This window comes from Streptomyces sp. NPDC005202, assembly GCF_040608235.1.
GTDB lineage: Bacteria > Actinomycetota > Actinomycetes > Streptomycetales > Streptomycetaceae > Streptomyces.
Map to the genome: position 1 here is coordinate 12,424 of NZ_JBEXHW010000056.1, position 14,976 is coordinate 27,399.

Here is a 14,976-nt window from a genome sequence, read left to right on the forward strand (position 1 = left end):
GATGCAGCCGACCCGTACAGGGCCCTCCTTCCCCCCAACGCCGGTTCGCACCCGTCCATGGCCCGAGTGGCCGATACCCGACGCCGGCGGACGTGCCCGGCTTCTCGAGGCGTTCGACAGCGGGGGGTGGAACGGCGTGGCCGCCCCCGCGGTCGTGGAGTTCGAAGCGGAATTCGGCCGCTATCAGAACGCCGGTCACGCCGTCACCTGCGTCAACGGCACTGTGAGCCTGGAAATCGCCCTGTCCGCACTGGGTGTCGGATCCGGCGACGAGGTGATCGTGCCGCCGTACACCTTCCTGGCCACCGCGACGGCCGTGCTCGGGGTCAACGCCCTGCCGGTGTTCGCCGACATCGACCCCGAGACGTACTGTCTCGACCCCGACGCGGTCGAAGCAGCCATCGGGCCGCGAACCGCCGCGGTGATCTGCGTGCACCTCGGTGGCCACCCCGCCGACCTGGACCGGCTCACCGACATCTGCGAACGGCACGGCGTCGCCCTCATCGAGGACGCCGCCCACGCGCACGGCGCGCGGTGGCGTGACCAGCCGGTGGGGACATTCGGGCAGTACGGATCGTGGTCGTTCCAGGGATCGAAGAACCTCACCGCCGGCGAGGGCGGTGCGCTGACCACCAACGACGACGCGCTCGCCGTCGCGGCCCGGGAGATCCGCAACTGCGGGCGGGCCGAGGGCGGCGCCTGGTACGACCACCACCGGTTCGGCGGGAACTGGCGGCTCACCGCCTTCCAGGCCGCGCTGCTCTCGGCCGGCCTGGAACGGCTGCCAGGCCAGGTGGAACGGCGCGAGGAGTGCGCCGCCCATCTGGACGAGCACCTGGCACGCATCGAGGGCATCCGCCCGCTGCGCCGCGACCCCCGCGCCACGACGCACGCCCACCATCTCTACCTCTTCCGCTACGACGCGGAGGCGTTCGGCGGACTGCCCCTGGACGCGTTCACCGCAGCGCTGCGGCACGAGGGAATCCCCGCGATGCCCGGTTATCCGCGACCGCTGAACCGGCAGCCGCTCTTCGCGGAGCGGCGGTTCGACCAGCGCGCCACGGGATGGCGTCCGGAGTATCCGCCGACCCGGTTCGACCGGCTCGACCTTCCCGTGTGCGAGCGGGCCTGCGGCGAGACGGTATGGCTGCCGCACCACGTACTGCTCGCGCCGCCCGGGGAGATGAGCGACGTCGTGGAGGCCGTGGACGTGGTACGGAGGAGGCGGCTCGCGTCGTGACCTCCGGGCCCGGCGTCGAGTTGATCGACGCGAACGCGATGCTCGGCCGGCTGCCGACCACCGACGTGGGTGGGGGCAGCACGGCGGACCTGACCAAGACCATGGACCGCATGGGCATCCGCCAAGCCGTGGTCACCCACACCGCGGCGTGGCGGCACGACCCGCCCACCGGCAACCGGCTCCTGCTGCGGGAGGCAGCGGATCAGCCGCGGCTGCTGCCGTGCTGGGTGGTGCTGCCGGACACCTGCGGGGAGACGGGGCCGCCGGAGCGGTTCCTCGCCGAAGCGGAGCGGGGCGGCGTGGTGGCCGTCCGGGCGTATCCGGCCGACCACGGTTACCACCTCGGCGGTCGCTCGGCCGCCCGGCTGCTCGACGCCCTGGCTGAGGCACGACTGCCGCTGTTCGTCGACGCGGAGCAGCTGACGTGGACGGAGGTGGAGCAGATCGCGACCGTTCACGCTGACCTGCCCATCGTGGTCTGCCGTACCGGCTACCGGGCGCTGCGGGAACTCGCCGGCGTGCTCGCGCGAACCGGCAACGTTCACGTCGACCTCTCCGGGCTGTCCAGCCATCTGGGAGTGGACTGGCTGGCCGAGCGGTTCGGCGCCGAGCGGCTGATCTTCGGTACGGGACTGCCGGTCCGGGATCCCGCCGACGCGGTGACCGGGCTGCTGTGGTCGGAGCTGGATGACGTCCAGGCTGCGGCGGTGGGCGGGGGCAACCTGCGCCGGCTGCTGCGGTGTCAGGAGGCTGCATGACCCACCCACCCCACCGTGCGAGCGGTGCGCCCGGGGACACGTCCGGCTCGGCGGTCTGGGACCCGGCCGCCGATGTCTTCGCGCGCCGCCCGATCACCGGGATCGACGTCGTCGACGCCCATGCCCATCTCGGCCCGTACAGCCGGTTCTTCACCCCCGACCCCGGCGCCGAGGCGATGATCCGAGTGATGGACCGCTGCGGAGTACGTCAGGCCATCCTGTCGGCCACCCTCGCCATCGAACTGGACACCCGCGCCGGAAACGACGAGACCGCCGCCGCGATCGCCCGCCACCCGGACCGGCTGGCCGGCTATCTCACCGTCAACCCCTTCCAGGACCCCGAAGAGGAGATCGCCCGGTTCGCGGACCATCCCGGCATGGTGGGCGTCAAACTCCACCCGGACCTGCACGAGTACCCGATCACCGGACCGCGGTACGCGCCCGTGTGGGAACTGGCCGAACGCACCGGACGGCCGGTGCTCACCCACACCTGGACCGGCTCGGCCTTCGACGACCCCGGCATGGTGGCGGAAGTGGCCGAACGACACCCGGGGGCGCGCATCCTGCTCGGCCACTGCGGCGCCCTGCCCCATGGCTACGCACGCGTCATAGAACTGGCCGGGAGCCACCCGAACCTGTATCCGGAGATCTGCGGCTCGTACTTCACCGGGGCCTGGCTGATCCGCATGGTCGCCGAACTGGGCGCCCACCGCGTCGTCTACGGCTCGGACTTCCCCTTCATCGATCTGCGTCACTCCATAGGGCGGGTGATCTTCGCCGACCTCGACCCGCTGGAGCGGGCCGCGGTCCTCGGCGGCACCATCCGCTCCCTGCTGACCCCCACCGCTTCTCAACCCGACGAGGTGACCCTGTGAGACTCGCCAGCATCCGCGTCCCCGGCGGGCCGCGGCCTGGAATCGGCGTGGCCGTCCCCGACGGCTGGTCGGTGGTCCGTGTCGACCTGCTGGATCCGGCGGCTCCCGAGACCGTCCTCGGCCTCCTTTCGCTGCCGGGCGAAGAGCAGCGCCGCTACGCCCGGCTGGCCGCCGAGGCCGCCGGCCGATCCGGGCATCCGGCGGTCACCCCCTTGGAGCAGACACCGCTCGGTCCGCCCGTACAGCCGTCCCCGAAGGTGATCTGCCTCGCCCTCAACTACCGGGCCCACGCCGCGGAAGGCGGCTTCGTGGCCCCGAAGCGGCCGGTGATCTTCTTCAAGGGACCGAACAGCCTCACCGGGCACGGCGCGGACATCGCCGTGCCGCCCATCACCCGCCGCATCGACCACGAGGGCGAGCTGGCCGTGGTCATCGGCCGCCGCTGCAAGGGCCTCACCGACGGGAACTGGCAGGAGGCCGTGGCCGGGTACGCGGTGATGAACGATCTCACCGCGAGGGACCTGCAGTTGGCCGACATCGAGGCGCGCCACCCGTGGGACTTCTCCAAGAGCATCGACGGCTACGGTCCGATCGGCCCGTGGCTGGTGACGCCGGACGAGGTACCCGACCCGCAGGCGTTGGACCTGGAGGTCCGAGTCGACGGCGAGCTGCGGCAGAAGTCCACCACCGGCCGGATGATCTTCGGCGTACGCGAGCTGCTCACGTACATCTCGTCCGTCGTGACGTTGGAACCCGGCGACATCATCGCCACCGGCACCCCGGACGGCATCGGTCCGGTACCGGACGGGTCGACGGTCGAGGTACGTGTGGGACACCTCGGCGTTCTGCGCAACCGCGTCGTCTTCGACCGCGAATCCCCCCGTGGGCCGGCCGTGAGCTCTCCCGATGAGCAGGACCGCTCGGCCGACCCCGTTCAGGAAGGAGGCGAGCCGGCATGAGCGACCGTCTGGCACGCGATGGCGGAACCCCCGTGCGGAGCACGCCGTTCCCGAGCGCCATGGATCCGCAGGGCCGGACGTTCGGACCTGCGGAGGCAGAGGCTCTGGCCCGCGTCATCGGCTCCGCCCGTCTGTCGTCCAACGGGGGTACGGAAGTCGCCGCGCTGGAGCGGGAGTTCGGCGCGATGTACGGCACACCACACGCCGTGGCCTGCACATCGGGTACGGCGGCCCTGCACCTGGCGGTAGGAGCGGTCGATCCCGCGCCCGGCGACGAAATCATCACCACGCCGGTCACCGACTTCGGCACGGTCATCCCGATCCTGGCGCAGAACGCGGTACCGGTCTTCGCCGACGTCGACCCGCTCACCGGCATCCTCGACCCGGCGAGCGTGGCGGCGTGCATCTCCGAACGCACCCGGGCGATCATCGCCGTGCATCTGATGGGGGCGCCCGCACCGGTCGACGACCTGGCCGCGATCGCCCGCCGGCACGGCCTGATCCTGATCGAGGACTGTGCCCAGGCGTACCTCACGGAGTTGCCCGACGGTTCCTACGCCGGCACCCGCGGGCACATCGGGTGCTTCAGCCTGCAGCAGTACAAGCACGTCACCTGTGGAGACGGCGGGCTCGCGATCAGTGGCGACGATCAGCTGGCTCAGCGGATGCGGCTGTTCGCCGACAAGGGCTGGCCACGAGACACCGGCGAGCGGACCCATCTGTCGTTCGGCATGAACTACCGGATGACCGAGTTGCAGGCCGCCGTGGCACGGGTGCAGCTGACGAAGCTGGGCGGTGTCGTGGCCCGCCGCAGGGCCGCAGCCGGCCGACTGGTCGCCGGTCTGCAGAAGCTGGAGGGGCTGCACCTGCCGAACGAGCTCGACCGGCACGCGGTATGGCTCTTTCCGGTGGTGCTCGACCCCGACGTGGCCGGTGGCACCAACACCGAGTACGCCGAGGCGCTCGAGGCCGAGGGGGTTCCGGTGTCCGCCGGTTACCTGAGCCGCCCGGTGTACCGCTACCCGGTGCTGTCCCGCAAGCGCCTCTACGGCGGCGTCGGCTTCCCCTTCACCTGCCCGCCCGCGCGCCGCGACTGGCAATACGATGACGGCCTGTGCCCGAACGCCGAGGAGCTGATCGACCGGACCTGGCTGATCGTGCACTGGAACGAGGCCTACTCCGACGCCGACGTGGACGACATAGCGACCGCGTTCCGCAGGGTGCACAGCGCATTGCGCAGCACGGGGCCGGCCGTGTGAGCCGACGGTGAGGCGTATCGGGTCGATCTTCCCGGCCGGTGCCGCGTTCGGCCTGGCGGCGGCCGGCCGGGTCGAGAGGTGACAGGGGCACCGCTGCGGCCGGGCCCACCGGAGGAGGGGGCGATGGGCGATGGGCGATCGGCGATAATGACGTGCTGAAGAGAGTCTGGAGCGGGGTAGGGACTGTCACCACCCCTGTCCCCTCAAAGCGGCCATCGGCACCGCCATTGCGGAAGCTGGTCCGATTCAAGAGTGGGAGCTCAGGGTGAGCGACGCCTACGGAGGGGCGATCCCGTACCGGCCTGTCGTCGGCGTGGTCGGGCCGGCCGACCTGGTCGAACAGATCATGCACCTCGGTGCCGACATGTCCGGGGACGGGGTCGAGTGGCGCCTCGTCGGCGTGGCTTACCACGACGAGACCGAAGTGGCGCGGGAGCTGGCCCGAGTGGAACCGGATCTCGACGTCTGCCTGTTCGCCGGTCCGCTGCCGTACGACCTGGCGCGCAAGGCGGGTGAGATCAACGTGCCTGCCACCTTCATCCCGCTCTCCGGTTCCGCCCTGTACGGCACGCTGCTGCGGGCGGCATTGGATGGCCGTCACGAGATCCGCCGGCTCAGCGTCGACTCGATCCCGCACCGAGAGATCGAGGACGCCTACACCGACGTCGGGCTGCCGATCGACGACGTCCACGTCCTGGAGTACCAGAACCCAAACTCCCCGGCGGAGTTCGTGGCGTTCCACGAGGAGCTGTACCGACGCGGCACCACGACCGTGGCGCTGACCTGCGTGCGATCAGTCGCCCACCGCTTGTCGGCCTCCAATGTGCCGGTACTGCGGATGATGCCGACCACGGCGACGATCCGGACCGCGCTGCGCACAGCGGCCCTGCTCGGCATCGGCAACCGGCTGGAGGACTCACAGATCGCGATCGGCATCGTCGAGGTACCGGCCGTGGCCGGCGGACCGCTGAGGACGGCGGGCGACCTCGGATACCAGGAACTGCGGCTTGCCCTGCACCGGTTGCTGCTCGACGAGGCGCGTGCCATGGGCGCGACGGTGCTCCCCCGTGACGATCACAGTTACCACGTCATCGCGACCTTCGGATCGGTGGTGGCGGCGACTCGGGACTTCAGTGTCCTGCCCTTCGTCGAGACGGCACGCAGGGAGCTGGGGCTGGATGTGGAGCTCGGCATCGGCCTGGGCATGACCGCTCGTGACGCCGAGGCGAACGCCCGGACCGCCATGTCCCGGGCGCGGGGCGAGGGCGGCCAGCAGAGCTACGTCGTGGGGCACGACGGCCACGTTCTGCAGCTGTCGGGGCGTTCCCGCACCCGCCGTGCCGCGTACGACGACACCCGCGCCAAAGCCCTGGACACCATGACACGGCTGGTCGACGCACTCCGCGACACCGGTGGGGCGACGGAATCCGGCCCCGTCGTGGTGGACGCCACCATCGTGGCCGAGCTGCTCGCCGTTACACCGCGGACGGCCCGCCGCCTGCTGGCGTCGCTGGTGGAGTTGGGGCTCGCCTGGCAGATGCCGCCGCTGCGCACACCCGGCCCCGGTAGGCCGCGCCAGACCTACCGTCTGCTCCTCGAACGGTTCGAGGAGACGGACACCACCCGGGCCTGAGCCACCGCGGAAGGCAACGGCGCCGCCCCCGCCAGACCCTGGTGGAGGTCGCCGCCCTTCGCTTCCGCGACCCCCTCTGCCGGTTCGGGGGTGGTCGAACAGGTCGGTGTTCCGGGGCGAGGGCCTGCACACCGTCTCCCGGCGACGCGGGCGTAGACCTCGCTTCCGACCAAACTTTCATGGGCGCCGAGCAGAGCACGATGAGTCAGGGGTCGTCGCCGAAGAGCGGTACGTCGGCCGGGGCCAGGTCGGGTCGAATGCGCTGGTGCCGGACGGGGTGTCGCGTGGTCGGAGCGTCCCAGCAGCAGGGTGCGGGGCTGGGTGAGCCTGCCGGTGATCGCGCCGACGACCGCGTCCTCGGTCTGCTGCATCCACTGGTGAAGAGCTCGTATTCGAAGAGTGCGGTATTCCGCTTGCATGTGTGTGGCCCGCACAGCCTCTGCAGGGAGAAAAATGGTGGCCGCTCATCGGCCACGATGCTGGGATGGCGCGATGCACCATGAGGCGTCGGTGATCGTGGATCGGGGTCAGTACCAGGATGCGGTGACTCCCTGGGAGCAGGAGGCTTGGCGGACTGCTGCCCTCGGCTGGGTGGCGGACGAGCTCGCCGCACGTGGTCTGCGGGCGACCGGCCATTGGGAGGTGCGACTGCGACCTTGGTCTGTCCTGGTGCGGGTACCTGTCGAGGGGCGTGACGATGTCTGGTTCAAGGCGAATCCGCCGGCCAGCGCCTTCGAAGGCGCGCTGACCGCGGCGTTGGCTCGCTGGGTGCCAGAGCACGTACTGGAGCCACTCGCCGTCGACGCCGACCATGGCTGGTCGCTGCTGCCCGACGGAGGCGAGCTCTTCAGGAACGTGCTCAACCGGGAGGCTGTCGATCCCCGTGCATGGGAAGACCTTCTCCGCCAGTACGCGGGCATGCAGCACACCCTGATTCCGCACGCACGAGAGATCGAAAAGCTCGGTGTTCCCAGCGCACGTACCACTGCGTTGCCCGACGTCTTCGACAGACTGGTCGAGGAGAACTCCGCGCTGCAGTCAGACGAGCGTAGGAGACTTGCGGAACTTCGGCCACTCCTCGTGGAATGGTGCACGGAGCTTGCGGCCGTAGGCATCGCGGACTCCCTTGACCACTCAGACCTGCACGACGGCCAGCTCTTCAACCCGGAACCGGGTCGGTTCACCTTCTTCGACTGGGGCGACGCTGCCGTCTCCCATCCCTTCTGCAGCCTGCTGGTCCCTGCCCAAAGGGCCTGCGCACGATACGGGCCAGACGTACTGCCACGGCTGCGCGACGCCTATCTGGAGCCCTGGACGGGTGCCGGCCGAACGACAGCAGAACTACGACGGGCAGTGAGCCTTGCGTGGCGACTGGGTGCCCTTGGACGTGCCTGTTCTTGGGGCCGACTGTTTCCGGCTGCGTCCGGCGGCGCCGATGCTGCTGGAGCTGCGAAAAGTGCCCGCTGGCTGCTGGAACTCTTCAATGATCCACCGGTCTAGACGGCGGTGGCTCGAAGCGAGGTCGAGGTGTCCAGTGCCAGCGCCGAACCAGCGTTGGGGCTGGCGGGCGGCGAGGTAGTCGGACCAGCTGTCGCCGGCGCCGTGAACAGAAGCGATGCTCAAGTGCCCGCGTTGGCTCCGCTCGATCAACAGGGACGTCGCGTACCCGCGCTGCGGTCGTACCGGTTTTGCTGAGCGGGCCTCGCAGGGGCTCGCAAGAGCGGTGGGCATCCCGAGGACGTCCGACGATGCGCCCCCATGTCGCCAATGACCCCGATTCATCACATTGGGGCAGGATAAGGCGATTTCCCTGCCGGTTCCTTCCCGCGCGATTGATGATCAACCTGCGGCATCCGGCGCACCAGCACGCATCCCGTTGCCCTCGTGAGCCCACGCCGCACAGCTCAAGCGACGAGCAGAAAGGGGGACTGCATGCACCTCACTCCGCACGAACAGGAACGATTGCTGGTCCATGTGGCGGCGGACGTCGCCCGGCGACGCCGTGAGCGCGGGCTGCGGCTCAACTATCCCGAGGCGATGGCCCTGTTGACGGCGCACGTGTACGAAGAGGCACGGGCCGGTGCGACGGTCGACTCGGTCATGGAGTCGGGCCGTCATGTGCTGACGCGTAGTGAAGTCATGGAAGGCGTCCCGGAGATGATCGCCAACGTTCAGGTCGAGGCGACGTTCCCTGACGGGACCAAGCTGGTGACCATTCACGACCCGTTCGACGAGCCGACGGGGGAAGTGGACATCCATCCGGGCAAGTTGGAGCTTCTTCCGGAGGACGAGAAGTTCGCGGTGGCGTTCAACGAGGGCCAGGTGCCCGTGGACCTGCCCGTGAGGAACTGCTCGGACCGCCCGGTCCAGGTCGGCTCCCACTATCACTTTGCCGAGGTCAACGAGGGGCTCGTCTTCAACCGCGATGCTGCGCACGGCATGCGGCTGCACATCGCGTCCGGTACGTCGGAGCGATTCGAGCCCTGTGACGAGGAGTGCACCGTGCAGCTGGTGCCCATCGCGGGCGACCGCATCGTCAGGGGACTTCAGGCCGGGAAGAGCGAGGAGGGGACGCAACTCGATGGTCAGCGAGACTGAAGAGACTCCGGGCCTGCTGAAGCGGTCCAGGTACGCCGACCTGTATGGTCCGACCGCCGGCGACCGGGTGCGGCTCGCCGACACCGGCCTGGTCGTCAGGATCGACGCGGACTGGTGCGGCGGTCCCGGTCGCTGCGGCGACGAGATGATTTTCGGCGGCGGCAAGGTGATCCGCGAGTCGATGGGCCAGTCGCACGTCCCGCGTGACGATCCCCGCAAGCCGGTGGACACGGTGATCACCGGTGCGCTGATCCTGGACCACTGGGGCGTCGTGAAGGCCGACGTCGGTCTGCGCGGCGGCCGGATCCAGGCGATCGGCAAGGCCTACAACCCCGAGACGATGTCGCCGAGGCCCAACGACGACGCCCGTTCTTCGGACTTCATCGTCGGACCCGAAACCGAGGTGATCTCCGGAAACGGTCGGATCCTGACCGCGGGCGGCGTCGACACCCACGTGCACTTCCTGTGCCCCGGGCAGATCCACGAGGCGCTCGCGTCGGGCGTAACCACGCTGATCGGCGGCGGCACCGGACCCGCCGAGGGCAGTACGGCCACCACCGTGACCCCCGGTAAGTGGCACATGCAGCGGATGTTCGAGGCGCTCGACTCCTATCCGGTCAACATCGGTCTGCTCGCCAAGGGCAGCACAGTGTCACAGAAGGCGCTGCGCGACCAGGTCGCGGCCGGCGCCCTCGGTTTCAAGATCCACGAGGACTGGGGCGCGACACCTGCGGTGATCGACGCGGCGCTGCAGGTGTGCGACGAGACCGGCGTCCAAGTCGCCCTGCACGCCGACTCGTTGAACGAGTCCGGGTTCGTGCAGAACACACTCGCCGCCACCAGGGACCGCGCGATCACGGACAGGGACAAGTACCGCAGCCTGCACGTCTTCCACGTCGAAGGTGCCGGCGGCGGCCATGCACCCGACATGATCAGCTTGGTGGGCCAGCCGAACGTCCTGCCCGCCTCGACGAACCCGACCCGGCCTCTGACGGTCAACACCGTCAAGGAGCACGTCGACATGATGATCGTGTGCCACCACCTCAACCCCGAGATCGAGGCGGACATGGCGTTCGCCGACTCGCGGATCCGGCCCTCCACCATGGCCGCCGAGGACCTGTTGCACGACATGGGGGCCATCTCGATGATGTCCTCCGACGCACAGGCCATGGGGCGCATCGGTGAAATGATCATGCGGACCTGGCAGACCGCGCACGTCATGAAGTCCCGCTACGGTCACCTCGGCCAGGACAGTGCAGAAGCAGACAACTTCCGGGCACGGCGCTACATCGCCAAGTACACGATCAACCCGGCCATCACCCACGGCATCGACGACGAGGTCGGTTCCGTCGAAGCAGGCAAGCTCGCGGACCTGGTGCTGTGGGAGCCGAAGTTCTTCGGTGTGAAGCCGCACATGGTCATCAAGGGCGGCCAGATCGCGTACGCGCAGATCGGTGACGCCAACGCATCGATTCCGACGCCGCAGCCGTTCCTGCCGCGTCCGGTGTGGGGGTCCTGCGGCCGGTCCTCGAAGGCGAACTCCTTCAACTTCGTGCCGGAGCTGGCCGTCGACGGCGAGCTGTCCCGGATCGGGCTGCTCAAGCCGCTGCGCGCGATCAAGTCCACCCGTGAGGTGACCAAGGCCAGCATGGTGCACAACGACGGCCTGCCGGAGATCGTCATCGACCCCGACACCTTCGACGTCACCATCGGCGGCGCCACCACCTCCGACGTACGCACCACGGTGGACGGGCAGCTGGTCGGACGGCACTACGTCACCGAACTGCCCATGGCCCAGCGCTACTTCCTGTTCTGATCTCCTGTGCGGCCCGGCCATGCCGACTCGGCCGGGCCGCCTGTCCCTGTGAAAGGCAGGCCACTGACCTCATGAGCCGTGCTGCCCTGCTCGTCCTGGCCGACGGCCGCTTTCCCGCCGGTGGGCATGCCCACTCCGGGGGTGTGGAGGCCGCGATTGCCTCGGGAGACGTACACGACACCGCGAGTCTGGAAGCGTTCTGCCGGGGGCGTCTGCACACCGCCGGGCTGACGGCGGCCGGGCTCGCCGCCGCAGCGGCCACCGGATACCATGCCCTGGCGCTGGACGAGGCCGCCGACGCCCGTACGCCCATGCCGGCGCTGCGGCAGGTCGCGCGCAGGTTGGGTCGGCAGATGATGCGCGCGGCCCGTGCCACCTGGCCCTCAGCCCACCTCGACCGGCTCGCCCGCGACCGGCCGCAGGGAGCGCACCAGCCGGTCGTCCTCGGCGTCGCGGCCCGCGCCGCCGGACTGACGCCGTTCGACGTCGCGCAGGGCGCCGCGTACGAGAGCGTCGGCGGGCCCGCGACCGCAGCGGTACGGCTGCTGAGCCTCGACCCGTTCGACGCGACCGCGCTACTGGCGAGGCTCGCCGGTGACGTCGACGACGTCGCCCGAACCGCGGCCGACGCAGCGGGGCGTGTCGCCGTCGAGGGCATCAGCGTTCTGCCTGCCGCGTCCTCTCCGCTGCTGGACATCACCGGCGAGCAGCACGCCGCCTGGACCGTCCGTCTCTTCGCATCCTGAACTACTCTTCGCTGACCTGGAGTTGCCGTGCATCTCGAGCATCCCGCGACCATGCCCCACCGCCACACCCACAGCGCCGACGCGCTGCGCCCCGACGGCAGCCGCCGTGCGATGCGGGTCGGACTCGGCGGGCCCGTCGGCTCGGGCAAGACCGCGACTGTCGCCGCGCTGTGCCGGGCGCTGCGGGACCGGTTGTCCATCGCCGTGGTCACCAACGACATCTACACGCGCGAGGACGCCGAGTTCCTGCGCCGCGAGGCCGTGCTGCCGCCGGAACGGATCACCGCCGTGGAGACCGGCGCCTGCCCGCACACCGCGATCCGCGACGACATCTCCGCCAACCTCGAAGCGGTCGAGCAGCTGGAGCAGACGCTCCAACCGTTGGACCTGATCCTGGTCGAGTCCGGGGGAGACAACCTCACCGCAACCTTCTCGCGCGGTCTCGTCGACACTCAGCTGTTCGTGATCGACGTGGCGAGCGGCGACGACATTCCCCGCAAGGGCGGGCCCGGCATCACCACCGCCGACCTCCTCGTGGTCAACAAGACCGACCTCGCACCCTATGTCGGCGCCGACCTGGACACCATGGCGGCCGACGCGAAACAACAGCGCGGCGGTCTGCCGGTCGCCTTCACCAGCCTGGTTTCGACCGACGGGATCCGCCCGGTCGCCGACTGGGTCACCGGGCGCCTCGCCGCGTGGCGTGCCGGGGCCGCCGCGTGACCGGCGCCGCGCAGCTGTCGGCCACGACACCCGCCCCGACCCGGTTCCAGCCGAGAGCCGGTGGAAGTGACGCTGAGGAGAAGCGAGCAGCCGAGCATCCATCTTCGGTCGAGGAGTACATGCCCGGCGTCCACCCCAGTTCCCAGAGCCGCGCGCCCGCTGACCATGCCCCCGTCCCCCACCCCACCGGCGTCCACGCCACTTCCCGTATCCGTGCCGCGCACAACGGCCGCGCGACGACGCTCCCGCTCCTGCACAGCGACGGTCCCTTCCATCTGCGCCGGCTCAAATCCCGTGACGGGCGGGCGCGGGTCAACGTGATCGGGGCCATGAGCGCGCCGCTCGGCGGGGACCGCCTCGAGCTCGCCGTCGCGGCCGAGGCGCGGGCCGAGCTGGAGGTGACCACGGCCGCCGCCACCATCGCCCTGCGCGGCTCCACCACCGCCCCCGCCACCTACGACGTACGGCTCACCGTCGGCGCGGACGCGTCCCTGAACTGGCTGCCGCAGCCGTTGATCAGTACCCGAGGCAGCACCCTGCACCAGTCGTACATCGTGGAGCTCGCCTCCACCTCCCGTCTACTCCTGCGGGAGGAACAGCTCCTCGGCCGCACGGCGGAACCGCCCGGCCACCTCTCCACCCGCTTGACCGTGCGGCGCGACGGCCGTCTCCTCCTCGACCAGCACACCGCCTACGGTGGTCCGGCACCGGCGTGGGACGGTCCCGCCGTCCTGGGCCGGCACCGCGCCGCCGGACAACTCCTCGTCGTACACCCCGATGTGGCCGCAGGCCAGGAGCCGTTTTTCATCGGTGACGAACCGGCGGGGGGATACGGCGTCCTAGCCCCGCTCGCCGGCGGCCCGGCGCTGCTCGCCACCGCCGTAGCACCGACGTCGGCCCACCTGCGCCGCCTCCTGGACACGGCCCTCGCACACGCCCTGACCGCGCAGGGGTAGGCCATCTTGCACGTTCCCGAAACGCGCCGCCCAGATCACCGTCCGGCAGCGGCGTGGATCGGCCCACCGGCTCCACCGTCCTTCAGCGCCGAGCAGTACAAGGCCCGCAAAGTGATCGAGCGCCGCCTCAGCAGGCTCAAGCAGTTACCGGTCGTTGCCACCCGGTCCGACCAGCCGGGCGCCCGCTACCTCGCTGGAGTCCACCTCGCCGTGGGCGGCGCCACCCGCCGGAACAGCTGCCACACCTCGTCCGGAAGGCAGCCGCCTGACCAGGTCTGCCATGAACCACTCAACAACCCAACAGCACCAAAAGAGACGACGTCTTCTCAGTTACCCGGGCCTGGGCATCCAGCTCGGCGCTCGAGTCCTGGCCGAGATCGGCGACGACCGTGAGCCGTTCGCCGACGCCCGCGGTCTCAAGGCCTAATGATGATCTCAGCGTCAGGCTGCTGGGAGAACGCCTGCGCCACCGCCTCGGCGAGGTCGTCGGTGGTGGCGGTGGCCGGTTGGCGCGCCGACTTCGACGCCGCCGACCTCGACGGCAGCGCGGCCGCCTCCCGGGCCCTCGCCGACGAGGCGACCCGGGTGCTCGACGGCCGCGTCGACATCCTGGTCAACAACGCCGGGATCTATCCGGCTCGACCACCCCGGACACCGACGAGGAGACCTTCGACCAGGTCTATGCCGTCAACGTCAACGCGCCGTTCTTCCTGACCGCATCCCTCGCCCCGGCCATGGCCGACGCGGGCGGCGGCGCGATCATCAACCTCGGATCGTGGATCGCCCGTCTGGGTATCCCCGTCGGGGCCCTCTACAGCTCCGCAAGGGCGCCCTGGAGACCCTGACCGGGGCCTGGGCCGCCGAGTTCGGCCCCTTTGGAGTGCGCGTCAACGCGATCTCCCCGGGAGTGGTACGCACACTTGCCCCGAATGAGACCGAGGCTCACCCCGGCGACGTCATGATGAAGGGCACTCCGGCCAGAAGGGTCGGCAGCCCCGAGTCCATCGCCCACGCGGCGGTGTACCTCGCGAGCGACGAGGCGGCGTTCGTCCACGGAACCGTGGTTGACGTGGACGGCGGCCGGGTTGGCGTGGCGGTGATCGCCGGGGCCTAAAGGGCGCGGGTGTGGGACGTGGGGTCGAGTGCCCCGCTTGCTTGGACCGGGCCGAGTACCTCGCGGACGGGCCGGGCAGGTCGGGGATGGTGAGTTCACCGGGCACGGCCTGCTGGAGTCGGACCCCGCTTCAGCGCGGCGCGGTGGGGTCGGGTGGCGTCAGGTGGGTTCTTCCGGGGTGAGGCCTTGGGGGCTTGAGTAGGGGGCCGGCCAACGGCCGGCCCAGATCGGAAGAGCGGCGTGGAGGGAAAGAGTGTGACGCGGGGTGTGTAGATATCGGTGGTCGCCGGATGATTAAA

General features: G+C 70.1%; 13 protein-coding genes and 1 pseudogene. All 14 read left to right on the forward strand.

Annotated features, from left to right (window positions below; genetic code table 11):
- The first annotated feature begins 1 nt into the window (after position 1).
- On the forward strand, positions 2 to 1,240 hold the full coding sequence (locus ABZV31_RS36445; protein WP_355901136.1) for a DegT/DnrJ/EryC1/StrS family aminotransferase: 1,239 nt from the start codon (positions 2 to 4) through the stop codon (positions 1,238 to 1,240).
- Positions 1,237 to 1,998: an amidohydrolase family protein gene (locus ABZV31_RS36450; RefSeq protein ID WP_355901137.1), complete on the forward strand. Its 762-nt coding sequence runs from the start codon at positions 1,237 to 1,239 to the stop codon at positions 1,996 to 1,998. The genes ABZV31_RS36445 and ABZV31_RS36450 overlap by 4 nt, the downstream gene beginning before the upstream one ends.
- On the forward strand, positions 1,995 to 2,873 hold the full coding sequence (locus tag ABZV31_RS36455; protein WP_355901138.1) for an amidohydrolase family protein: 879 nt from the start codon (positions 1,995 to 1,997) through the stop codon (positions 2,871 to 2,873). Before ABZV31_RS36450 ends, ABZV31_RS36455 begins: the two co-directional genes overlap by 4 nt.
- Positions 2,870 to 3,832 carry a fumarylacetoacetate hydrolase family protein gene (locus ABZV31_RS36460; RefSeq protein ID WP_355901139.1) on the forward strand — a complete coding sequence of 321 codons (963 nt, stop codon included), beginning with the start codon at positions 2,870 to 2,872 and terminating at the stop codon, positions 3,830 to 3,832. The genes ABZV31_RS36455 and ABZV31_RS36460 overlap by 4 nt, the downstream gene beginning before the upstream one ends.
- Entirely contained in the window at positions 3,829 to 5,091 is a 1,263-nt protein-coding gene (locus tag ABZV31_RS36465) for a DegT/DnrJ/EryC1/StrS family aminotransferase (protein WP_355901140.1), read from the forward strand. Before ABZV31_RS36460 ends, ABZV31_RS36465 begins: the two co-directional genes overlap by 4 nt.
- 265 nt (positions 5,092 to 5,356) lie before the next feature.
- Positions 5,357 to 6,724, forward strand: coding sequence for a hypothetical protein (locus ABZV31_RS36470; protein WP_355901141.1), 1,368 nt, complete (start codon positions 5,357 to 5,359; stop codon positions 6,722 to 6,724).
- A gap of 492 nt (positions 6,725 to 7,216) precedes the next feature.
- Positions 7,217 to 8,224: a phosphotransferase gene (locus ABZV31_RS36475; protein ID WP_355901142.1), complete on the forward strand. Its 1,008-nt coding sequence runs from the start codon at positions 7,217 to 7,219 to the stop codon at positions 8,222 to 8,224.
- A 432-nt stretch (positions 8,225 to 8,656) separates the two neighbouring features.
- Positions 8,657 to 9,322 carry an urease subunit gamma gene (locus ABZV31_RS36480; RefSeq protein ID WP_355901143.1) on the forward strand — a complete coding sequence of 222 codons (666 nt, stop codon included), beginning with the start codon at positions 8,657 to 8,659 and terminating at the stop codon, positions 9,320 to 9,322.
- Positions 9,306 to 11,138: an urease subunit alpha gene (locus tag ABZV31_RS36485; protein WP_355901144.1), complete on the forward strand. Its 1,833-nt coding sequence runs from the start codon at positions 9,306 to 9,308 to the stop codon at positions 11,136 to 11,138. The genes ABZV31_RS36480 and ABZV31_RS36485 overlap by 17 nt, the downstream gene beginning before the upstream one ends.
- Positions 11,139 to 11,209: 71 nt before the next feature.
- The gene (locus ABZV31_RS36490) at positions 11,210 to 11,884 is read left to right on the forward strand and encodes an urease accessory UreF family protein (RefSeq protein ID WP_355901145.1); all 675 of its coding nucleotides are present in this window, start codon (positions 11,210 to 11,212) and stop codon (positions 11,882 to 11,884) included.
- A gap of 27 nt (positions 11,885 to 11,911) precedes the next feature.
- Positions 11,912 to 12,607, forward strand: a complete 696-nt coding sequence (gene ureG / locus ABZV31_RS36495; protein WP_355901146.1) for an urease accessory protein UreG — start codon at positions 11,912 to 11,914, stop codon at positions 12,605 to 12,607.
- A gap of 119 nt (positions 12,608 to 12,726) precedes the next feature.
- Positions 12,727 to 13,563, forward strand: a complete 837-nt coding sequence (locus ABZV31_RS36500; protein ID WP_355901147.1) for an urease accessory protein UreD — start codon at positions 12,727 to 12,729, stop codon at positions 13,561 to 13,563.
- 280 nt (positions 13,564 to 13,843) lie between these two features.
- The gene (locus tag ABZV31_RS36505) at positions 13,844 to 13,990 is read left to right on the forward strand and encodes a hypothetical protein (protein WP_355901148.1); all 147 of its coding nucleotides are present in this window, start codon (positions 13,844 to 13,846) and stop codon (positions 13,988 to 13,990) included.
- A 74-nt stretch (positions 13,991 to 14,064) separates the two neighbouring features.
- Positions 14,065 to 14,677, forward strand: a pseudogene (locus tag ABZV31_RS36510) (SDR family oxidoreductase); the annotation flags it as partial.
- Positions 14,678 to 14,976: the final 299 nt, after the last annotated feature.